At 40.3% G+C, this 20,510-nt stretch carries 24 protein-coding genes; 18 read left to right on the top strand and 6 right to left on the bottom strand.

From position 1 onward, the window contains the following. Positions 1–95: 95 nt before the first annotated feature. Complete coding sequence (locus V7K38_RS14930; RefSeq protein WP_334858873.1) at positions 96–482, top strand: hypothetical protein; 387 nt, start codon at positions 96–98, stop codon at positions 480–482. Positions 483–571: 89 nt separating this feature from the next. Here V7K38_RS14930 and V7K38_RS14925 read toward each other — a convergent pair whose 3' ends face one another. After that, positions 572–1,903 carry a lipid-A-disaccharide synthase gene (locus V7K38_RS14925; RefSeq protein WP_334858872.1) on the bottom strand — a complete coding sequence of 444 codons (1,332 nt, stop codon included), beginning with the start codon at positions 1,901–1,903 and terminating at the stop codon, positions 572–574. Between the two features lie 222 nt (positions 1,904–2,125). Between V7K38_RS14925 and V7K38_RS14920 the strand changes: the two genes are divergently transcribed. From V7K38_RS14920 to V7K38_RS14885, 8 genes are all read left to right on the top strand, one after another. Beyond that, the gene (locus V7K38_RS14920; RefSeq protein ID WP_334858870.1) at positions 2,126–2,728 is read left to right on the top strand and encodes a hypothetical protein; all 603 of its coding nucleotides are present in this window, start codon (positions 2,126–2,128) and stop codon (positions 2,726–2,728) included. Positions 2,729–3,542: 814 nt separating this feature from the next. Further along, positions 3,543–7,529, top strand: a complete 3,987-nt coding sequence (locus tag V7K38_RS14915; protein ID WP_334858869.1) for a magnesium chelatase subunit H — start codon at positions 3,543–3,545, stop codon at positions 7,527–7,529. 114 nt (positions 7,530–7,643) lie between these two features. Next, on the top strand, positions 7,644–8,063 hold the full coding sequence (locus V7K38_RS14910) for a XisH family protein (RefSeq protein WP_334858867.1): 420 nt from the start codon (positions 7,644–7,646) through the stop codon (positions 8,061–8,063). Continuing rightward, positions 8,051–8,386, top strand: a complete 336-nt coding sequence (locus V7K38_RS14905) for a XisI protein (protein ID WP_334858866.1) — start codon at positions 8,051–8,053, stop codon at positions 8,384–8,386. Before V7K38_RS14910 ends, V7K38_RS14905 begins: the two co-directional genes overlap by 13 nt. 421 nt (positions 8,387–8,807) lie before the next feature. Next, a complete protein-coding gene (locus V7K38_RS14900; protein WP_334858865.1) occupies positions 8,808–9,653 on the top strand; it encodes a viperin family antiviral radical SAM protein in 846 nt (281 codons plus the stop codon). Positions 9,654–9,664: 11 nt separating this feature from the next. Then, positions 9,665–10,246, top strand: a complete 582-nt coding sequence (locus V7K38_RS14895; protein WP_334858863.1) for a deoxynucleoside kinase — start codon at positions 9,665–9,667, stop codon at positions 10,244–10,246. Between the two features lie 360 nt (positions 10,247–10,606). After that, a complete protein-coding gene (locus tag V7K38_RS14890) occupies positions 10,607–10,831 on the top strand; it encodes an addiction module protein (protein ID WP_334858862.1) in 225 nt (74 codons plus the stop codon). Beyond that, a complete protein-coding gene (locus V7K38_RS14885) occupies positions 10,828–11,124 on the top strand; it encodes a type II toxin-antitoxin system RelE/ParE family toxin (RefSeq protein WP_334858860.1) in 297 nt (98 codons plus the stop codon). Before V7K38_RS14890 ends, V7K38_RS14885 begins: the two co-directional genes overlap by 4 nt. A gap of 33 nt (positions 11,125–11,157) precedes the next feature. Here the strand turns inward: V7K38_RS14885 and V7K38_RS14880 are convergent, their stop codons facing one another. Further along, positions 11,158–11,322: a hypothetical protein gene (locus tag V7K38_RS14880; RefSeq protein ID WP_334858858.1), complete on the bottom strand. Its 165-nt coding sequence runs from the start codon at positions 11,320–11,322 to the stop codon at positions 11,158–11,160. A 32-nt stretch (positions 11,323–11,354) separates the two neighbouring features. On the opposite strand from V7K38_RS14880, the gene V7K38_RS14875 reads away from it, so the two are divergent. The 6 genes from V7K38_RS14875 to V7K38_RS14850 all read left to right on the top strand — a co-directional run bounded on the left by V7K38_RS14875 (position 11,355) and on the right by V7K38_RS14850 (position 13,387). Then, positions 11,355–11,552, top strand: coding sequence for a hypothetical protein (locus V7K38_RS14875; RefSeq protein WP_334858856.1), 198 nt, complete (start codon positions 11,355–11,357; stop codon positions 11,550–11,552). Then, positions 11,536–11,718 carry a hypothetical protein gene (locus tag V7K38_RS14870; RefSeq protein ID WP_334858855.1) on the top strand — a complete coding sequence of 61 codons (183 nt, stop codon included), beginning with the start codon at positions 11,536–11,538 and terminating at the stop codon, positions 11,716–11,718. Before V7K38_RS14875 ends, V7K38_RS14870 begins: the two co-directional genes overlap by 17 nt. 413 nt (positions 11,719–12,131) lie before the next feature. Next, positions 12,132–12,353 (top strand): type II toxin-antitoxin system HicA family toxin, encoded by a 222-nt coding sequence (locus V7K38_RS14865; protein ID WP_334858927.1) that lies wholly within the window; start codon positions 12,132–12,134, stop codon positions 12,351–12,353. Further along, positions 12,353–12,688: a type II toxin-antitoxin system HicB family antitoxin gene (locus V7K38_RS14860; RefSeq protein ID WP_334858925.1), complete on the top strand. Its 336-nt coding sequence runs from the start codon at positions 12,353–12,355 to the stop codon at positions 12,686–12,688. The genes V7K38_RS14865 and V7K38_RS14860 overlap by 1 nt, the downstream gene beginning before the upstream one ends. Positions 12,689–12,818: 130 nt before the next feature. Beyond that, the gene (locus V7K38_RS14855) at positions 12,819–13,163 is read left to right on the top strand and encodes a DUF6883 domain-containing protein (protein ID WP_334858854.1); all 345 of its coding nucleotides are present in this window, start codon (positions 12,819–12,821) and stop codon (positions 13,161–13,163) included. After that, positions 13,163–13,387 (top strand): DUF4926 domain-containing protein, encoded by a 225-nt coding sequence (locus V7K38_RS14850; protein WP_334858853.1) that lies wholly within the window; start codon positions 13,163–13,165, stop codon positions 13,385–13,387. Before V7K38_RS14855 ends, V7K38_RS14850 begins: the two co-directional genes overlap by 1 nt. A gap of 182 nt (positions 13,388–13,569) precedes the next feature. Here V7K38_RS14850 and V7K38_RS14845 read toward each other — a convergent pair whose 3' ends face one another. Further along, complete coding sequence (locus tag V7K38_RS14845; protein WP_334858852.1) at positions 13,570–13,875, bottom strand: PIN domain-containing protein; 306 nt, start codon at positions 13,873–13,875, stop codon at positions 13,570–13,572. Between the two features lie 97 nt (positions 13,876–13,972). Then, a complete protein-coding gene (locus V7K38_RS14840) occupies positions 13,973–14,164 on the bottom strand; it encodes a hypothetical protein (RefSeq protein ID WP_334858851.1) in 192 nt (63 codons plus the stop codon). Between the two features lie 283 nt (positions 14,165–14,447). On the opposite strand from V7K38_RS14840, the gene V7K38_RS14835 reads away from it, so the two are divergent. Both V7K38_RS14835 and V7K38_RS14830 read left to right on the top strand, forming a co-directional pair. Then, positions 14,448–15,293 carry a hypothetical protein gene (locus V7K38_RS14835; protein ID WP_334858849.1) on the top strand — a complete coding sequence of 282 codons (846 nt, stop codon included), beginning with the start codon at positions 14,448–14,450 and terminating at the stop codon, positions 15,291–15,293. 535 nt (positions 15,294–15,828) lie between these two features. Continuing rightward, entirely contained in the window at positions 15,829–16,062 is a 234-nt protein-coding gene (locus V7K38_RS14830) for a hypothetical protein (protein ID WP_334858847.1), read from the top strand. Positions 16,063–16,200: 138 nt separating this feature from the next. On the opposite strand, the gene V7K38_RS14825 is transcribed toward V7K38_RS14830, so the two are convergent. After that, the gene (locus tag V7K38_RS14825; RefSeq protein ID WP_334858846.1) at positions 16,201–18,414 is read right to left on the bottom strand and encodes a phosphoketolase; all 2,214 of its coding nucleotides are present in this window, start codon (positions 18,412–18,414) and stop codon (positions 16,201–16,203) included. Between the two features lie 187 nt (positions 18,415–18,601). Here V7K38_RS14825 and V7K38_RS14820 point away from each other — a divergent pair, with 187 nt between their 5' ends. Continuing rightward, positions 18,602–19,984 (top strand): cytochrome P450, encoded by a 1,383-nt coding sequence (locus V7K38_RS14820; protein ID WP_334858845.1) that lies wholly within the window; start codon positions 18,602–18,604, stop codon positions 19,982–19,984. Here the strand turns inward: V7K38_RS14820 and V7K38_RS14815 are convergent. Further along, the gene (locus V7K38_RS14815) at positions 19,950–20,240 is read right to left on the bottom strand and encodes a hypothetical protein (protein WP_334858844.1); all 291 of its coding nucleotides are present in this window, start codon (positions 20,238–20,240) and stop codon (positions 19,950–19,952) included. The two genes, V7K38_RS14820 and V7K38_RS14815, sit on opposite strands and share 35 nt — an antisense overlap. Positions 20,241–20,510 lie beyond the last annotated feature (270 nt).

The raw sequence follows: 20,510 nt of genomic DNA, 5'->3' as shown, positions 1-20,510 counted from the left end.
AATCTTGTTAACCTTTATGCTTAAAATTGCACAAGAGGTTTGTTTAGCATCTACTGACAGCTAAATGTTAACCCTTTGCAGGACTCTCATAAGCAATGCTGACTGAAATTTTACCTTTCCGCTTTGAGTTAAACACGATCGCGATCGCTGGAGCGAGTTTGTGGTCATTGGCGCTATATCTAGGTTTTTCCTCAGTTAATGAATGGGTAATCGAACAACTCAACCGTTGGTTTAACTTTGCCGAGCGATCGCTTTATACCAGCCAAACAGAATTTGAAAAGACTCGTAAAGCCAGAGAATCCCAAAACGCTTTCTACGCTTCTTTGTTCAGCATCGTACCTTTTTTGGTAGTTGGCGCTTTATGTAACTGGGGTCTGGAAATCAGTTTAGGTGAGAGTTGGGGGATTAGTACAGGAATATTAGCTTGTATGGGCGCTGGCATTTATGAACTTGGGCGTAGGGATGGAGAATCTTCAGATTAAGTAAATTGAAAAACCACATTTCTCGTAGGTGCAATTCATAAATCGCCCCTATATTAAGGGTCTATTTACGATCAAATGGTCTGTAATTGTTACCCAATTTCTTCACTAACAATCTGTGCGATCTTTTGGGCTGCACCGCTTTCGCCACGGATATTACGGAGTTTAGTGCGGATATTATCCAATTTTTCTGGATGGGCTAATAAGTCTAAAACCATTTCCCCAATTTCTGGCGGTTGGAGTTTACCCATAAGTTCTGGCACTATCTCTTCTTGCGCCCAGATATTTGGCCATGCTAATAAACCTTTACGCCTTACAAATGTTAGGAATAACCAATTGATCGCGTTGGCAAATGCCGTACCTAGCCCTGGCAGATTTGCCAATAACCCAGGTAAACCATCCCAAGAACGCATGGCATCAAGTTGCTGCGTTGGCAGCAAAACAATCATTGGTACTGCTAAAGCACCGAGTTCGGCAGTGTTTGCACCCACTGTAGTCAAGCATATACAGCACTGGGATAATAAATGATGTGCAGGGTTTTCTTGGCACAATTCCACAGTTAAACCTGTTGCTGTTTTGAGTAATGCTTTGTCTGTAGCGTCCTTTGGAAGAATTAATTCAGCACCACTGAAGCCAAAAATTTCAGCAATAGAGTTACTTTGAGGATCGGCAAAACTAGCTAAAGTTTGTAAATCTAAAGTTGGGGCTACAGGAATCACAAATTTAGTTTGGGGCCTTTTAGTGTGGATGTATTCAGCGATCGCTAAAGATAATGGCACTCCTTGAGCTAATTTTGCTGCTTTTGATCCAGGAAGTAAACCAATCAATTCTGTGTCTTGTCCTACCTTGTGGGAAACTGTTGACGCGTCTGTGTGATTAGTCATTAGTCCTTTCTCGTTTGCTAAGGACAAATGACTAATGACTAATGACTCTTGACTACTAGCTTCTAGCATCAAATCACCTACAACGGTGAATTTGTGAGCATATTTTTGGGGGACATCAGCAGCAACTTTGGGTTTCATCACCCCAAAGCGATCGATCCACTTATGCCACCGCGCTTCCCATTCGGCGTAAACAACTGTCCGATATCCCAGATTTCTGCCTATGACTACCGGGAAAATTTGATCGCCACCGAGAAAAACAACTACACCGCGACTTCTCCAGTCCCAATTATCAAAGGTTTTACCCCAGAGCAAAAATTGCCAAAAATGCTCTGCTCCTTGTACTCTATCTACTTCTGGATAAGAAAGTGCGATCGCAGCTTCTTTACCACTAGCATTTGAGCAAGGCGATAAGACTACACTGATCCTGACTTGATTTCGGTCATCGCCGAATTTATGCCGCAACGCCTTTACTACTGGGCGTACCCAGGTTGTTACCTCACCGGGGCCATTTGATAGGATGAGAATATCTACTTGAGTCATTAGTTAATGGTCAAGATTTGGGGGTCATTAGTCAAGAGGCAAATATTACCTAATTCGTTCCTAATTTTTAGAGGCACAAAATCACTGATATAATTCCAGACTATGTTCGATAACATCTGCAAGAAGGGCTTGCACAGAAAGCAATTATTGCAGTAAATATGCTCAATGAAGGAATTGCGATCGCTCTTGTTGCTCCCATTGCCAACAAAACACCTATTTATAATGTCTTATAGCGACTTTTCACTCTCAAAAGTCAAACGCGACTTTAACTTAACTACGGTTGAAAATGGACGGTTTTTACCCGAAACGCAGTCTATAGATCCTAGTCTTTATCTCAAAGAAGCATTAACCGAAGGACTACCACTAGCAACAGCGACTGGTTCAGAAAAAGCTCGTTCAGAGTTAATTATTAGTCCTATTCTCGTAGAAGTTCGGAAAATTCTTGAACGCAAAGTCAGCTTTTTTTCGGGTGAAGATTTTACCGTTGCACCGGATTTAGGCTTAAGTGGAGTGTGTGATTTTTTAATTAGCCGCTCACCCGAACAAATATTTATCGAAGCTCCTGTCATCGTAATTATTGAAGCAAAAAAAGGTGATTTAAAACCAGGTTTAGGGCAATGTGCAGCAGAAATGATTGCCGCACAAAAATTCAATGAAACCAATAATATACCAATTAAAACAATTTATGGCAGTGTCAGCAGTGGTACGGCTTGGCGATTTTTGAAATTACAAAGGCAAACACTGAGTATTGATTTAAACGATTACCCTGTTCCCCCAGTGGAAATCTTATTGGGAATGTTGGTTTGGATGGTACGGGAAGGTTAGATATTTTTATCTTACTGTTTGTGGTTAAAATAGGATGGCTTCAAAGCTAATAAAAGCTGTATCCTAAGCTAAAATTTTTTAATTTGCATCTTCCCAAAAATAAATTTATCCCATTTGCTTATCAAGCATGGTTTGATTTAAGCAGAAGATAAATACTAATTGCTTTTATAGTTGTCTAAATTATTTAATTCATTTTCCAGAGAATCTAAATCTTGAGAAGTTGAAATTTTCATACTAATCAAAAATACTATTTAATTAATTTCAATATTTATATTATTTACATTAACTACTGCTTTATCAGGTGATAAATCTAAACCTGGAACCTGTATTAACTGATTTTTATACCCTGCATCATCAAGCCATTCAGAAATATTTCTCCAATTTTCTAACTTTTCATCAGATTTATCGCGTCTCTTGTCTTAACCGAACTGTATTGGAAAGAAACCTACCTCTTAAATACTTAGTAAAAATCGGAACTAAGCGGATTAAAGTCTGTCTATACTAACCTAAAAAATATTTAGTCAGTATAGACAAATTTTGTTTTGCAATAAAACACTAAGCAGCTATTTAGTTATAAAAAAATATTACAAAAAAGTTACAGATAGGTGAGCCAATACTTTCATTTAAAGTCAACAATTACAAAGAAATATTTCGTTTTTTATATCGATTTGTGTCAGATAGACGATAAAATGCCTACTGGGTAAGCGTTTTCTGATAAAAAACAGATATTGCCTAAAGATCACAAGTTACCTGTGGCTGATGATGCCGCTAGGAACTTCCTTCAGAGAACACGCATCAAAGGAGCCGTAGAAGCATGTTCACACACGTCAAGTCCACCATTAGACACATTGCGCCTGATAACTTACGCGGACGTAGTTTAATCAAGGTGGTCTATGTCGTGCTTGAGTCCCAGTACCAGAGTGCTTTGTCGCAAGCGGTTCGCACGATTAACGCGAACAACCCCAACTTGGCGATTGAAATCAGTGGGTACTTGATTGAGGAACTCCGCGACCCTGAAAATTACGAGGAGTTTAAACGAGAAATTGAGAATGCGAATATCTTCATCGCTTCCCTCATTTTCATCGAAGACTTAGCACAGAAAGTAGTAGCAGCAGTAGAACCACACCGCGATCGCTTGGATGTTTCCGTTGTCTTTCCCTCCATGCCAGAAGTAATGCGCCTAAGTAAAATGGGCAGCTTTTCTCTAGCACAATTGGGTCAGTCAAAAAGTGCGATCGCCCAATTTATGCGGAAACGCAAAGAAAAATCCGGTGCGGGATTCCAAGATGGAATGCTGAAGCTTTTGCGAACGCTGCCGCAAGTGCTGAAGTTTTTACCGATGGAAAAAGCACAGGATGCCCGAAATTTCATGCTCAGTTTTCAGTATTGGCTAGGTGGTTCTCCAGAAAATCTGGAAAACTTCTTGCTGATGCTAGCTGATAAATATGTATTTAAAGGTTTAGATAAACAAGATTTTGCACCTTCTACATACGAACAGCCGGTGGTTTATCCCGATTTAGGGATTTGGCATCCTTTGGCTCCCAGTATGTTTGAGGATGTCAGAGAATACCTCAATTGGTATACAGCTCGTAAGGATATTTCTAGCGATCTCAAAGATCCCCTAGCTCCTTGTGTCGGGTTAGTATTGCAACGCACTCACCTAGTTACAGGGGATGATGCCCATTATGTAGCAATGGTGCAGGAGTTGGAAGCAATGGGCGCACGGGTATTACCTGTGTTTGCTGGTGGTTTGGATTTCTCCAAGCCTGTTGAGGCTTACTTCTACGAACCAATTACCAAAATACAGTTAGTAGATGCAGTGGTATCGCTGACTGGTTTTGCTTTAGTGGGTGGCCCAGCCAGACAAGACCACCCCAAGGCAATTGAGGCACTCAAACGCTTAAACCGTCCTTATATGGTGGCGTTACCTTTAGTATTCCAAACCACAGAAGAGTGGATGGATAGCGATTTAGGGTTACATCCAATTCAAGTAGCTTTGCAAATTGCGATTCCTGAATTGGATGGGGCAATTGAGCCGATTATATTATCGGGTAGAGATGGAACTACAGGGAAAGCGATCGCACTGCGCGATCGGGTTGAAGCTGTCGCCGAACGCGCCTTAAAATGGGCTAACCTCCGCCGCAAACCGAAGCTGGATAAAAAAGTCGCTATCACCGTTTTCAGTTTCCCACCAGATAAAGGCAACGTCGGAACCGCCGCTTACTTGGATGTATTCGGTTCCATCTACGAGGTGATGAAAGCCCTCAAAAATAACGGCTACGACTTACCAGAATTGCCAGAATCAGCCGAAGCGTTGCTGCAAGAAGTCATCCACGATGCCCAAGCGCAGTACAACAGCCCAGAACTGAATGTTGCTTACAAAATGTCGGTTCCTGAGTATGAGGCGCTGACCCCTTACTCTCACCGCTTAGAGGAAAACTGGGGGCCACCTCCCGGACACCTTAACAGCGACGGGCAAAACTTGCTGATTTATGGTAAGCAATTCGGTAACATTTTCATCGGCGTACAACCCACCTTTGGTTACGAAGGCGACCCGATGCGGCTGTTGTTCTCCCGTTCGGCTAGTCCTCACCACGGTTTTGCTGCTTACTACACTTACCTAGAGCAAGTTTGGAAAGCTGACGCTGTACTGCACTTTGGTACACACGGCTCCTTGGAATTCATGCCAGGTAAACAGATGGGGATGTCTGGCGATTGTTACCCAGATAACTTAATTGGCTCAATTCCCAACCTGTATTACTACGCAGCTAATAATCCGAGTGAGGCGACAATTGCCAAACGCCGCAGTTATGCCGAAACAATTTCTTACTTGACACCGCCGGCAGAAAATGCTGGTTTGTATAAAGGTTTAAAGGAACTCAGCGAATTAATTGCTTCTTACCAAACCTTAAAAGATAGTGGACGCGGTGTTTCCATTGTCAACAGCATCATGGATAAATGCCGGATCGTGAATCTGGATAAGGATATTAACCTGCCAGAAACCGATGCCAGAGATATGAGTGCCGATGAGCGGGATAATATTGTTGGCAACGTCTACCGCAAGTTGATGGAAATCGAGTCACGGTTGTTGCCTTGTGGATTGCACGTCATTGGTAAACCGCCGAGTGCAGAAGAAGCGATCGCAACTCTCGTCAACATTGCTAGTCTAGATCGTCAGGAAGAAGGACTTCAAGGCTTACCGGGAATTATCGCCAATAGCATTGGGCGTAATATTGACGATATTTATCAAAGTAATGACCGAGGCATTTTAGAAGATGTCCAGTTATTGCAAGACATCACCTTGGCAACCCGTGCAGCAGTTACCGCCCTTGTCCAAGAGCAAATCGACGCGGAAGGACGAGTTTCTCTAGTTTCCCGGTTGAATTTCTTCAACATGGGCAAAAAGGAACCTTGGGTAGAAGCATTGCATAAAGCAGGTTATCCCAAAGTTGACACCGCCGCCCTAAAACCTCTATTTGAGTATTTGGAATTCTGCCTCCAGCAAGTTTGTGCCGATAACGAACTGGGAGCATTACTCAGAGGCTTGGAAGGTGAGTACATCTTACCCGGCCCTGGTGGCGATCCTATCCGCAACCCGGATGTATTGCCCACAGGTAAGAATATTCATGCACTCGACCCGCAATCCATCCCAACAACAGCAGCAATCCAATCAGCCAAAATCGTCGTAGATAGGCTTTTGGTACGTAACAAGGCTGAAAATGAAGGAAAGTGGCCAGAAACCATCGCCTGCGTCCTCTGGGGAACCGATAACATCAAAACTTACGGCGAATCCCTAGCCCAAATTATGTGGATGGTGGGTGTGCGTCCAGTTCCCGATGCCTTGGGACGGGTGAACAAGTTGGAATTGATATCTTTAGAAGAGTTGGGACGACCCAGAATAGATGTGGTAATCAACTGTTCTGGCGTATTCCGCGACTTGTTCATCAACCAAATGAACCTGCTAGATCAAGGCGTGAAGATGGCGGCTGAGGCGGATGAACCCCTAGAAATGAATTTTGTTCGCAAACACGCTTTGCGACAAGCTGAGGAAATGGGGATTAATCTGCGTCAAGCAGCAACGCGCGTTTTCTCCAACGCTTCTGGTTCCTACTCCTCAAATATCAACTTAGCGGTAGAAAACAGCACTTGGGATAGCGAAGCCGAGTTGCAGGAAATGTATCTCAACCGGAAATCCTTCTCCTTCAATTCCGATAACCCCGGAATTATGGACGAATCACGCGGGATTTTTGAAAGTACATTGAAAACTGCTGATGCAACTTTCCAAAATCTCGATTCTTCGGAGATTAGCTTGACGGACGTTTCCCACTACTTCGATTCAGATCCCACCAAGCTAGTTGCAAGTCTGCGGGGTGATGGTAAAAAACCAGCATCTTATATTGCAGATACAACCACAGCTAACGCCCAAGTGCGGACATTATCAGAAACCGTGCGTTTAGATGCGCGTACCAAATTATTAAATCCCAAGTGGTACGAGGGGATGCTGTCTCACGGTTACGAAGGTGTGCGCGAACTCTCCAAGCGGCTGGTGAATACAACAGGTTGGAGTGCGACAGCCGGCGCTGTGGATAACTGGATTTACGAAGATACTAACGAAACCTTCATCAAAGATGAAGAAATGCAGAAACGGTTGTTGAACCTCAACCCCCATTCTTTCCGCAAGATTGTATCAACTTTGTTGGAAGTGAATGGACGCGGTTATTGGGAGACTAGCGACGATAATTTAGATCGTCTGCGCGAGTTGTACCAAGAAGTTGAAGACCGAATTGAAGGGATTGAATAATCTCTAATCATAAATGTAGGGACGTTTTATAGAACGTCTCTACATAAAAAACCGTTTTGATAAATTGTATGGAATGCAGCTAAATGAAAATAAAATCTATAATTATAGATATGTATGTCTGCTAAAGATGTCTTTCATCAAGTTGTCAAAACAGCTTTAGAGAAAGATGGTTGGCAAATTACTAATGATCCACTCACAATTAGCGTGGGTGGAGTTAATCTTTCTATTGATTTAGCCGCAGAAAAGCTGATCGCAGCAGAACGTGAAGGACAAAAAATTGCAGTCGAAGTCAAAAGCTTTTTAGAGAGGTCGTCTGCTATTTCAGAATTTCATACAGCATTAGGACAGTTTATTAATTATAGAGGTGCATTACGACGGCGACAACCGGAGCGTGTTTTGTATTTAGCAGTACCTTTAACAACTTACAAAACTTTTTTTCAACTTGATTTTCCTAAAGAGATGATAGCAGAAAATCAAGTGAAAATGCTTATCTATGATGTAGAGCAAGAGGTGATTTTTCAATGGATAAATTAACTCGATATCGCCAGCTTGTACAACAGATATTACAGGAATATAGTGAGCAAAAACCAGCTTACGGAAATATAGAAGTTGAGACAATTTTTGATACAGAACGTGACCATTATCAAATAGTTCATGTAGGCTGGGAAGGTCAAGATTGGGTACATAGTTGTATTATTCATATTGATATTAAGGGTGGAAAAATTTGGCTTCAGTGGAATGGTACGGAAGATGATATTGCAGCTAATTTGGTAGTTGCGGGAGTTCCCAAGGAAGACATTGTGTTAGGGTTCCAGTCTCCTTTTATGAGGCAGTTTACAGAATATGCAGTGAGTTAAGAGATGTTTTGAAAATCTCCAAGCACGATTTCTGTAAATTTGTTCAATCTCAGCTAAGTTTAGAAGAAATTATGAATAATTATTTTTTGAATAATTGAAATTTACAGCAATTTTTAGGTAGAGGAACCAAATTTTTAAATCTCACCTATTCGCCGTTAGACGTTTCCGCATGTTAAGGGTCTACTTAATCATAGTTACGAAGGTGTGCGCGAACTCTCCAAGTGGTTGGTGAATTCAACGGGTTGGAGTGCGACAGCCGGCGCTGTGGATAACTGAATTTATGAGGATACTAACGAAACCTTCATCTTTGATGAAGAAATGCAGAAACGGTTGAATTAGATCGTTAGTTCAGATTCATTTATGGGAACACTTTAAGTGTAAAGGTTAAAAAACTTAACCGCTCCGTTAGGTGTACCTAAAAATGGATGTGAGAAATTTGGTTATAAATTATCACTTAACAGAACTTTGTAATTACTCTTGTGAGTTTTGTTTTGCAAAATATGGACTTGAGGGAAAATTTAACACTGAATTACATCGAAATGTTGATTCGGTAAAATTAATGTTGGAGGATGTATTCAGGCATTTTAGAAAATCATTTAAATCTATCAGATTAAATTTTGCTGGGGGGGAGCCTCTTCTCGTTGCAAACTTAATTGACATCGTTGATGCTGCCTTATCGATTGGCTATGAAGTATCCATTATCACAAATGGTAGCCTTATAAAACCGAGTTTAATAAGTAATTTATTTCAAAAGATGTCAACAATAGGGATAAGCATCGATTCTTTCAATTCAGAAACTAATCGGCAAATAGGGCGATCTACAAAAAACAAATGCGATAATAACATAAGACAGTTTTTAGAAGAATTTAAGAAACTACCCTGCACACTGAAAATCAACACTGTTGTCAATAGACATAATTGGCAAGAGGATATGAGCGCATCAATCAATGAAATTAATCCCGATAAGTGGAAAATATTTAAAGTTTTAACGATCCAACCCAACACAATTGGAATTACCAATGAGCAGTATCAGTACTTTATAGAAACTCATAGGGAAAAAGTAGAGACACTTGTTTTTGCTGAAAATAATGATGATATGAGAGAATCATATATTATGATTGATCCTTTGGGAAGATTTTATCAAAATTCTGACAACTGTAAAGGTTATGTCTATAGTGATAGAATTTTGGAGCTAGGCACTGAAAAAGCTTTTGAGCAAATTGTATTTGATAAAATTAAATTTAATCAAAGGTATGTAGCATTATAAGGTTTATAAACATGAAACTAATAACTTTTGAGGGAATTGATGGCTCAGGAAAGACAACTCTTTGGCAAAACCTGAAAGAGGAGTTAAAAAATGAAAGCAATATTGAATTTGTTAAATCACCAGTCAGTCCATTCACAAGCATGATAGGAAACTTTTGGGATGCTGATATTTTTGAAAGATTTATATTCTTTCTTTGTTCAAATAGCTACTTGGCAAAAAGTTGTGATAAAAATAGAACTTATGTGATTGACAGGTTTATATACTCTACTTTTATCACTCACGTAGATTTGGCTAATCCTCAAAATAATGATTTTATGATCAGTATTATAAAAAGAATGAATATTACCTGCCCAACAATGACATTTTTAATTAGTGCTTCTAAAAAAGAAGTGAAAAGAAGACTTAAAGAAAGGAATAATAATATTGATAACTCTCTTGATATAGATAAACTTTATAGTTGCTATTATGAGTTATCATTAAATACTGGTTATGATAATCTGTTCGGTAAAATGAAAATAATTTCTAACGAATTAGAGCAAGATTTACAAGTAAATACTAAAATAATCAGGGATGCAATTCTTGCTGAAACTTAGCGAATTAGTTTGAATATAACCACCTCACAACAGTGCAATGCGGTGGATAGACAAAAGCCGCTAGTGCTGAGTTAAAAGTTACTTACCTATAAGTGCGTAGGCGCTTTGCGTCTACGCATCGTTTCTGAGGTTTTTTGCAAGGCGATCGGTCACTCTTAGACAACTGCCGATCGCTTAGTTTTTGAGGTTTTCTGCAAGGCGATCGCACTCACTCTTACACAACAGCGATCGCTCACAGGCAAGTTATGAAGTTTTTAGACAGTTAAATTGTCAGTTGCAGCGTTCAATTTGATGGACAAAATCTTCTCCGTTATATTTGAGGTGTACCAGTCGCTTACTTTTTACTCTAAATTAATCAGCATGGATATCACAGCTACTTTGAACGAAATTGCAACTCTGAGTGTTGAAGATAGAATCTGTATTGTGCAGGCAATTTGGGATAGCATCGCAGCCGAGCAAGTTTACCCTGATTTAAGCGATGCACAAAAGCAAGAGCTTGATCGTCGAATAGCTGATTCCGATTCCAATCCAGACAACGTGCTGACTTGGAAGGAAATCAAAGCATCAATTAAGGGACACCAATGAATTATGTCCTGGTATTTCGCCCAGAGGTTCAAGAAGAACTCAATGAAGCGTACAGTTGGTACGAAAGCCAGAAACCTGGTCTGGGCGATGAGTTTTTGGATTGTGTAGACGAGACGGTGAATCTAATTTGCCAGATGCCAGAATCCTATGCAGTTGCCTACCGTGATATTCGACGAGCAATAGTACGACGATTTCCCTATGCTGTGTACTATCGAATTGTTTCGAGTCGAGTGATTGTCACAGCAATTTTTCATGGTCGCAGAGATCCAAAATCGTGGCAGACGCGAACCTAACGCTTAGATATTGCACTATTTTTACACAACAGTCTAAAGACAACCTGCTTCTCTACGAGAGGCTACGTCAACGCGTCTACGCACTTTGGGCGATTTTGGGGGTGTAGATTGCGATCGCACCCACTCTTCCACAACAGCGATCGCATTATTTTTGAGGATTTCTGCAAGGCGATCGCTCTTCATAACCCCTCGAAGCATAAAATTAAAGCATAACTATTCATAAAACAGATATGCTAAAAACGCTTTGGGCTACTGTTCGGCAAGGAAAAATAGAACTGCTGGAGTCACAAGAATTACCGGAAGGAACAAGAGTGCTAGTGACGCTGCTTCCTGATGATGAAACTGAATTTTGGCTTCAAACCAGTCAAACATCACTTTCATCAGTTTGGGATAACACTGAGGATGATGTCTATGCCCAACTACTCTAAAAATGACATCATTTTGGTTCAGTATCCCTTTTCAGATTTGTCCAGTTCAAAAGTTAGATATGCTGTTGTTGTAAGTGCGCCACACGTTTCTCAAGACATCCTAATTACACCCTTGACGAGCAAAACTGGAGCATTGCTAGAAGGTGAGTTTGTCTTGTCTGAATGAGGAGCCGCAGGGCTAAACGTGGCTACAGCAGTCAAGAGAGGTTTATACACAGTGCATAAAAGCTTAGTTGTCAAAGTGATTGGCAAGTTAGCTGATGCTGATGCTGAACTTTTAGAGCAATCTTTGCGGTATTGGTTGGGGTTGTGATAGGAGTCAGCAATAGTATTGGCAACCTCACAAAATTGATGATTGAATGCCTAAACAAGGCGATGTCTACGACGGGCTATTCGGTGTCGCACCTCTCTTCCACAACAAGCGATGTCTAACGACAAGCCGCTACGCTCCTATATTTTCAACGATATCATAATATGATATCATTAAATCTGTGGCTATATTCAATTTAACTGTAAGATGGTTGTAATTGTATTGATTAAATGGATCTAAATAACAAACAACGTCATATTTTATAGTTAATTTTTACAAATCCTGTACTATCTAATATTCTTTGGAAAGATATTGAAAGTTTATTTATAGCTCTTGGTGCTGATATTACTCAAGGTAGAGGTTCGCGGGTTCGTGTGAAATTAAATGATGTGAAAGCTGTTTTTCACGAACCGCATCCTCAAAATGAGACAGATAAAGGAGCAGTCAAATCTGTTAGAGAATTTTTAATTAAGGCAGGAATTGAAATATGATGACTTATAAAGGATACACAGCTAGTCTAGAAGTAGATGTAGAAGCGGGAATACTTTTTGGCCAAGTCCTAGATATTAATGACGTAATTACCTTTAAGGCAAAAACTGTAGACGAAGCGCGTCAAGAATTTCAGATTTCTATTGATGATTATCTTACTTTCTGTGAAGAACTAGGAGAGGAGCCTGATAAACCATTCTCTGGTAAACTTCCATTCCGCACAACTCCAGAACACCACCGCAAAATATTTATTGCTGCTAAAAAGGCTGGCAAAAGCATAAATGCTTGGATGGATGAAATCTTAACTGGTGCTGCGGATAAAGTAATCAATACTTAAAGTCAATCATTCTAAATATGTTTTTCGCTAAAGTGCATTGCTTTTGGCATTTTCATGGAAATATTCAAGTTTAAATTTTTCTATAGTTTATGCGAGATGCTAAAGAAAATAAGAATGTAGGAGAGGCGGGTTGAAACTGCCGAATTATGAACTAGCAGTTGTGCCACAGCGAAAAATTACTGAGTATCTGTTGTCGCCAACTCACCCCGATGGACGCAGCAAGGAAAAATTTTTTACTGCGTTTGGTTTTTCAGTAGAGGATTGGGAAACTCTTGCTAAAGCATTACTAAATCATGTTGCTGATAACGATGTTACAAAGATTGAAGATTCACCATTTGGAACTCGATATGCTGTAGAAGGTACACTGCTTTCACCGGATGGTAGAAACCCTTTGATTCGTTCGGCTTGGTTTATTGAAATAGAGGAAACTATTCCTAAGTTTGTTACTTCATACCCACTGAAACGGAGAGAATAATGATTCAAGAACTTGATAGAGTTATTCTGACTAGTAATATCCCAGAATATAGTTTAGAAGAGGGTGATATAGGTACAGTTGTTTTAGTACATCAGGGTGGCAAAGGATATGAGGTCGAATTTGTCACATTGGATGGCGAGACTGTGGCAATTGTTTCACTTCACAGCGTACAAGTGCGTCCCATTGGTAGAAGAGAAATTGCCCGATCGCGCCTGATAAATTAATGTCAACAGTACGATGTATACAATGGACTACGACTAAAATCTTGCCGAGTAAAATAGTTCATAATCAATCATTGCGTAGGCATCGCTTACACTCCCACTTGAATATATATCATCAATAATTTCTTCTGCTGTGCGTGTGTCCTCCCAACTTCCAAAGGTTTCTAACAAAGCTTGTGGTGGATTCAAACAAATGGATTGAGGATTCTTACTTTTTTATCTATTAACTGATTGTGTTGCATATCTTCTGAGTAAATGATGGAACATTCACTTAGTAAAGCTGTAGCTATAATCAGGCTATCCCAATAATAGTAGTTATATTTTGCATTTATTTCCAGTGCTTCTATCACTTCTATTGTATTAATTGACTGTCTAGAAAAAGTATTAACTATATCTAATATAATTCTCATCGCATCTGGTTTTGAAGTAAATTTTTTTCTGGTTAAAACATGAAATAATTCACCCACAACCTGAGTGCTAACTAGAAGCAATGACGAAGTATTTTTGATAACCTCCTCAACTTACTGGTATTTTTCTGATGGGTTTTTGGCATAGAGATAAATCCAGAGATTGGTATCGATAAAAATCTTATCGGTCATAGATTTCTTCTCGATTAAATTTATAGTCTGGTGGAAGTGGGAAAGAGTAGTTATTAACTCGCTCTAAAAATTGCTGAAGCTTTGATTCTTTAGAATCTATTAGTTCAGTAGATTTGCTTGGTTCGAGAATCATAATTTGTATAGTTTTACCTTCTAATTCTGAACTTAGCTTTTCACTCAAAATAAGTTCGACTTCTCAAATAAGTCGCGGATCTTGTTGTTCACAAGCTATAATTTCGTAGGCGTAGCCAGCCGTAGGCATCGCTTATAGTAAGACTCGAATATATATTATATTATCAATAATCTCTTTTGCAGTTAGTGTGTCCTCTCAACTTTCAAAGGTTTCTAAAAAAACTTGCTTTAAAACGGAAGAGGAAGATTGCAACGATTTTTACACTGTTATTGATAACTATATTGAATCTATGGTATATAAAATTTAATTAATTTTTACCTGTAGTAATGCTGTGCAAATATTTAAAAATTTACTTAGTTGGGTCAAGTTATTTTTAATACTAACTGCTTCTGGCGTGGCTGGTATCGGGGGGTATGTAGGTCTTAAACCTCTTGTTGATAAGGAAGCTCAAAAATTACTTCCTGAATCTCCTAAACCTGTAGATTCTGAACTGCAAAAAATTAACTTCACTGTACAGGAAAAACTTGCCCCTAACCTTATCTCTAATGTAGATGTTCAAATTCTTTCTGATGGGCCACCAACTTCAAAAAAAACTGATTCTAATGGGTATCTTGAAATTGAAATACCAACAAGAAAAACTGTAACGATTATCTTAAAGAAAAAAGGTTATAACTCAGAGACTTATTTAGTAAATTTGCAGACTGACCCAAAGACAACTAGAACATTTTATATAGAGCGTGAAGAATCTCTATCATCTTCGACATCTTCACCTCAAGAGCCACCAAATAACAGTGGATCTTCAACGCCTTTAGTTTCCTCATCCTCTTCTACAAGTACACTTCCAAATAAATATGTGGGAAGCTGGATAGGTAATCTTAATCAAAAGAATTCTACAGATAACTCATCCACACAAGTCAACGTCGAAATAGTATTTCAAACTGGGAATGTCGGCTCAAAAGTTGCTACAACGGATTACAGCAGCCGTTATTGTCACGGAGTATTAGTTCTTCGGAGTGCAAACCAAAATTCTATTGAGTTATTGGAGACTATCACTATTGGAAGTTGTGCTGGTAATGCAACAATAAAAATTAAGCGATTAGGAGACGATTTTTTAGAATTTAAATCGACTGCACCGAATTCACCATTACTCATTAGCGGGAATATTACAAGAAAATAAAGGTGACTGTGCTTTAATCCAAAAAATGAGCAGAATGATGCTAACTATTAAACAATTATTTCTGTGTCTCTCTTAGCCTCTGCGTAAAAACAATCATAATACCCCCATCTTATCAAATATTCAAATGGGGGTAATATCTCTATACTTAATGCACTAAAGCGATCGCACCTTTTGTCAAGCCTCCACAGTGAATCCATTCAATGCCATGTTTTCCATAATAAAATGTATCGCGCTTTGTCCTGGCTTGTAAATAAATCAAGTTTTGAACTCGTAAACTAGCTTTTGTGACTTGAAAAGTAGCTTTTGCGATTCGTAAACTAACTTTTGTGACTCGTAAACCAGCTTTTGTGACTTGAAAACTAGCTTTTGCAACTTGAAAAGTAGCTTTTGCGACTTGAAAAGCAGCATTTGTGACTTGAAAAGTAACTTTTGTGACTTGAAAAGCAGCTTTTGTGACTTGAAAACCTGTTAATGTTAAAGAATTTCAGCAAATCTAACCACATTTATTTATAAACTAATCTCAATGCCTTAGAGGATGTCTGAAAACTTTTTGGTGTTGTATTCGAGACTTGTAGATCCCCCTAAATCCCCCTTAAAAAGGGGGACTTTGATTCCGGTTCCCCCCTTTTTAAGGGGGGCTAGGGGGGATCAAGCGAAATATTTACAGCAAATCGCAATCAAACGCACCACAGATAAAAGTACTAAAATCAATGCTGGGCTTTGTTTTAGAATTAATTTTTGTGGCGGGTTTGATAAAAAACTGCTGTAATACTTCTCAGACATCCTCTTAGAAGTTCTCATAAAAAAACGCAAATATACGCATTAAACGCAATTTTTCAGCATTACCATACGTATATTTGCGATAAAATAAAAGACGATGCCTACGGCTGGCTACGCCTACGCAGTTTTAATGCACTAATGCGATCGCACGTTTCGTCAACGCTTCAGCAGTTAATCCATTAAATGCCATCAACTCGCCAGCACTGGCTGTAGTCTCTCCACGCTTCCATGCGAAGGTGTCGCGCTTGGCTGTAGTCCGCAACAGAATTGGTTCTAACATCGCCGCAGCGCCACCTGTCACCGCAATTAGCGCATCACCATCAAATAATTCGGCAAATTTGGCATCATCCAAGAAACCGCCTTCGGGTTCAGAACAAGTATCCCAAGCAGTATCATGGCTACGGTACAATTGCCGAGGATTGATGATAGAAACTATCTTGACACCAATACCTTCAGTTTCTAAAAAAGCCGCAGCTTCAAATACTGGGATTAATGTTAAATCGCCAATTACAGCAAATACAACTTGTTTATCACCAGCGATTTCATGCAGTAGCACCGCACCATCGCGCAACGCCTGACGAGTTTGTTCTAAAGTTGTCCGAATTGGTAACGGCGTTTTACTTGCGGTAATTACAATTCCCTTATTCTTAGTTTTCAACGCCCAGTCATAACAAGCTTGAATACTATTAGCATCAGGCGGAAATAACGGGAAAACATTTCCATTTCGCATCAATGAAGCAAAGTAAGCTTCAATTTCTGGACGTTGGTGAGTCCAACCGTTACGCCCTTGCTCTAATGCCCCTGCTGTGAATAAAGTAATAGTTGAGGGAGTTTGACGGCGCAATTCTGCCATTGATTGGGTTACAGTTTGCCAAATTGGTAATCCGTTGATGGCAAAAGATTCGTAAGAACACCACAAAGTTCTCGCACCCATTAACGCCAAACCCGCCGCTAAACCGGCACAAGCATCTTCACTCAATGGTTCATAAACTTGTCCGTTTGGTGCTTGATTATATAAATCGTCGGTTGTGGGGTGGATAATCTTTAATGCTTGGTTGATGTTGGCAATTCCAGATGCTTCGTTACCATCAGCGTTGGTGACAAGGAAATTTTTATCTTTATTTCCAACTATTCCGACTAATCGTCCCATTGCGGTTGTGGAAACTTTAGCTTCACCTCCAACTGCATATTCTTCTAAAGGTAATTCGCCTAAATCTGCTAATGGAAATTCAAATTCTGTCACCACAGTTTTCGCTGCTGGGCCACCACCTGCGCGTTCGGCATTTGTTCTGACTAATTGCCAAGCTTCCGCAGACAATGCACGGGTTTGCAATGCACTGATAATATGGGGCGCATCTAGCGTATCTTTAGGATACAAGTTGTGAGATTTTGCACCCCGCGCGTGGACTCCTGAACCTTTGAGTTGTTTAATAATGAAGACGGTAAGCTTACCACCCAATGCCGATCGCGCTGCTTTATCTACACCAGAAAGGACTGCTTGCGTAAATGCTAGGCGTTTCTCGAAGGAAAAGGCGGTGCTATCAACGTAATTCCCTGGTTGATCTCGATCGTCGAAATCTTTGGCATCAACTAATACGACTTTATCAAAACCGTTACCTTGCCAATATGCTTGCATCTGTTCGTTGGTTTTGAGTGAAACCATGCTGTGATGTTCTTGGCTGTAACCGTTCCACACTAACACTGGTAAGAAGTTGGTGACAGCAGGATAAGCAGTATGGAAATGTGCGATCGCACTTACAATATAAGGCTCACCCAATCCACCATCACCAACTGTAAAGGGGAACAACTTATCTTTGTGTAACAGTGCAGCTGCCATTGCAAAGTGTTGCCCTTGTCCCAAAGGCCCCGCAGGTGCGAGAATACCGGGAATGAAACCAGAAAGGTGTCCTAAAAGTCCATGCTTTTCTCGGAAGCGATCGCGCAATTGTTGGACTGTAAAAATTCCCATGTCTTCTAGTGAACGATCCAAGAACATGGCACTATAAAATCCGGGGGCGTGGTGTCCCACTTCCGTGAGAATGTTCTTGTATCCCAGCATGACAAGAGATGCGTAAACTTCTGCTTGGCTGGCGAATCCGCCGGGATGCCCAGAAGCTTTACTCGCGGTAACTTGCAAAGTCAGGTAGCGTAAGGCATCGGCAGCGAGTAAAGTTTGATATACAGCTGCTTTATCAGTGGGAGATGCGATCGCTACTTTGCCCGACTCGATAGCAGGTGTTGCACCATAAGTTTCAAAATCTGGTAACGCTTCACCAAAATATTGAATTCCTTCAGAAAAATTGGGAAGCACTGAAGATGCCTTTGGGGAGATTGCAGTCATGCTGAGTACCTTATGACGATGAGATGAAACTGTAGAAGCTCGTTGAATTTAACAAAAATTTTACATCTTTGAGGCTGTAACAGTTTATTGCTTTTTTGCAACGTTAGAATAAGTACTTTAAATGGTTACGCAACCAAAATTTCAGTTAGTTTAAGTAACAAAAAGATATTTAAGTAGCAAAAAATTTATGAAATTACCAAATGGGCCGAAAATCCCAGTCCTTTTACAAATGATGCGCTGGATTGCTAATCCGATGTCATTTATGGAAGCTTGCGCCAAAACTTATGGGGAAACTTTTTCTATCAGCTTAGACACAAATTCTTCTCCTTTGGTGATTGTCAGCAATCCCCAAGCAATACAGCAAATTTTGACAAATGATACCAAGGAATTAGAAGCGCCTGGCGAACTGAATCGGACGTTTGAATTTTTACTGGGTAAGAATTCTGTGATTACTATTAGCGGCGCAGAACATCAGCGCCAACGGCAGTTATTAATGCCTCCCTTTCATGGCGAAAGAATGCGAAACTATAGCCAGGTGATTACCGATGTTACCCAAAACGTTATCAGCCAATACCAGATAGGCAAACCCTTTAATATTCGGTCTGCTACCCAAGCTATTACCATGCGGGTGATTATGCAAGCTGTGTTTGGGCTACATGAAGGAACTCGCGCCGAAAAACTACAGCAATTTTTGGGTGAACTTTTAGAAAAGGCTAGTTCTCGGTTAATTGTAGCTTTGCTTTATTTCCCAGCTTTACAAAGGGATTTTGGCCCGATTAATTTCTGGGGAAAGCAGATGCGCCATCAACAAGAAACTGACGAACTCATCTATGAAGAAATTCGGGAACGTCGAAAACAACCAGATTCCTCACGCACAGATATTCTTAGCTTACTCATGGCTGCTAGGGATGAAGCAGATCAACCCATGACTGATCAAGAGTTGCGCGATGAATTGATGACTCTTTTAGCCGCCGGTCACGAAACCACAGCAACAGCCTTAGCATGGGCTTTTTACTGGATTCACAAAGTACCATCAGTGCGCCAAAAGCTACTGCAAGAATTAGATAGCTTGGGTGATAATCCAGACCCCAGCGCCGTTTTAAAGTTACCTTATCTCAACGCTGTTTGCTCAGAAACATTACGGATTTGCCCAGTAGCTATACTAACTTTTCCCAGGGTAGTAAAAACACCAATTTCGTTAGGCGGTTACGAACTAGAACCGGGGACAGTCCTACTTGGTTCCATTTATTTAACCCACCACCGCGAAGATATTTATCCAGAACCTAAGCAGTTTAAGCCAGAACGCTTTTTAGAACGGCAATTTTCTCCTTATGAATTTTTGCCCTTTGGCGGTGGTGCAAGGCGTTGTATTGGCCTAGCTTTTGCCCAGTTGGAAATGAAGTTAGCACTTGCCAAAATCCTTTCTAGCGTGGAATTAGAACTAGTTGACAATGGTGAAATTCGACCTAAACGCCGTGGTTTGGTGACAGGGCCAGATCGTCCTATCCAGATGATTATCAAAAGTCAACGTCAGGTTAAGTCTCCCGTTCTCCAGACAACCACTGTTTGATGCTGCGGAGGTTGATTGAGGTAAAGGCATGTAAATTAGAGTGCGATCGCAAAATTATTGCATAACAGGTCGATGTATTGGCATAACGAGTCGATGTATTGGCATAACAGGTCGATGCATTGGCATAACGAGTCGATGTATTGGCATAACGAGTCGATGTATTGGCATAACGAGTCGATGTATTGACATAACAGCTCGATGCATTGGCATAAGAGACTTCCAACAAATAAATTACCCAATTTTGTGGGGTGGGCATCTTGCCATTGGTGTCAACTTAATGTGAAACCCTTGTAAAAACTGGATATTGAGTTCGCTTACCATCACGATCCGCGTTACCCCACCCTAACCCTCCCCTTATAAAGGCTACGGTGTACACACATCTTTGTACAAATCCAAAATCGTTGGAGATCCCCCTAAATCCCCCTTAATAAGGGGGACTTTAAGAGACTTTTGCCCCCCTTTTTAAGTAGGGGGAAATGCTTAATCATCCCTGAACTGATTGGGGGACTTTAAGAGACTTTTGCCC

Origin of the sequence: Nostoc sp., from assembly GCF_036917465.1 — a bacterium.
Taxonomy (GTDB): Bacteria; Cyanobacteriota; Cyanobacteriia; order Cyanobacteriales; family Nostocaceae; genus Nostoc.
This window is presented reverse-complemented; position numbering and strand designations above follow the sequence as displayed.

What these genes read in the sequence shown, in the direction of transcription:
- V7K38_RS14930 (WP_334858873.1), top strand. Translation starts at nt 96, where the DNA reads ATGCTGACTGAAATTTTACCTTTCCGCTTTGAGTTAAACACGATCGCG.
- V7K38_RS14925 (WP_334858872.1), bottom strand. Translation starts at nt 1,903, where the DNA reads ATGACTCAAGTAGATATTCTCATCCTATCAAATGGCCCCGGTGAGGTA.
- V7K38_RS14920 (WP_334858870.1), top strand. Translation starts at nt 2,126, where the DNA reads ATGTCTTATAGCGACTTTTCACTCTCAAAAGTCAAACGCGACTTTAAC.
- V7K38_RS14915 (WP_334858869.1), top strand. Translation starts at nt 3,543, where the DNA reads ATGTTCACACACGTCAAGTCCACCATTAGACACATTGCGCCTGATAAC.
- V7K38_RS14910 (WP_334858867.1), top strand. Translation starts at nt 7,644, where the DNA reads ATGTCTGCTAAAGATGTCTTTCATCAAGTTGTCAAAACAGCTTTAGAG.
- V7K38_RS14905 (WP_334858866.1), top strand. Translation starts at nt 8,051, where the DNA reads ATGGATAAATTAACTCGATATCGCCAGCTTGTACAACAGATATTACAG.
- V7K38_RS14900 (WP_334858865.1), top strand. Translation starts at nt 8,808, where the DNA reads ATGGATGTGAGAAATTTGGTTATAAATTATCACTTAACAGAACTTTGT.
- V7K38_RS14895 (WP_334858863.1), top strand. Translation starts at nt 9,665, where the DNA reads ATGAAACTAATAACTTTTGAGGGAATTGATGGCTCAGGAAAGACAACT.
- V7K38_RS14890 (WP_334858862.1), top strand. Translation starts at nt 10,607, where the DNA reads ATGGATATCACAGCTACTTTGAACGAAATTGCAACTCTGAGTGTTGAA.
- V7K38_RS14885 (WP_334858860.1), top strand. Translation starts at nt 10,828, where the DNA reads ATGAATTATGTCCTGGTATTTCGCCCAGAGGTTCAAGAAGAACTCAAT.
- V7K38_RS14880 (WP_334858858.1), bottom strand. Translation starts at nt 11,322, where the DNA reads ATGCTTCGAGGGGTTATGAAGAGCGATCGCCTTGCAGAAATCCTCAAA.
- V7K38_RS14875 (WP_334858856.1), top strand. Translation starts at nt 11,355, where the DNA reads ATGCTAAAAACGCTTTGGGCTACTGTTCGGCAAGGAAAAATAGAACTG.
- V7K38_RS14870 (WP_334858855.1), top strand. Translation starts at nt 11,536, where the DNA reads ATGCCCAACTACTCTAAAAATGACATCATTTTGGTTCAGTATCCCTTT.
- V7K38_RS14860 (WP_334858925.1), top strand. Translation starts at nt 12,353, where the DNA reads ATGACTTATAAAGGATACACAGCTAGTCTAGAAGTAGATGTAGAAGCG.
- V7K38_RS14850 (WP_334858853.1), top strand. Translation starts at nt 13,163, where the DNA reads ATGATTCAAGAACTTGATAGAGTTATTCTGACTAGTAATATCCCAGAA.
- V7K38_RS14830 (WP_334858847.1), top strand. Translation starts at nt 15,829, where the DNA reads ATGTCTGAAAACTTTTTGGTGTTGTATTCGAGACTTGTAGATCCCCCT.
- V7K38_RS14825 (WP_334858846.1), bottom strand. Translation starts at nt 18,414, where the DNA reads ATGACTGCAATCTCCCCAAAGGCATCTTCAGTGCTTCCCAATTTTTCT.
- V7K38_RS14820 (WP_334858845.1), top strand. Translation starts at nt 18,602, where the DNA reads ATGAAATTACCAAATGGGCCGAAAATCCCAGTCCTTTTACAAATGATG.
- V7K38_RS14815 (WP_334858844.1), bottom strand. Translation starts at nt 20,240, where the DNA reads ATGCCCACCCCACAAAATTGGGTAATTTATTTGTTGGAAGTCTCTTAT.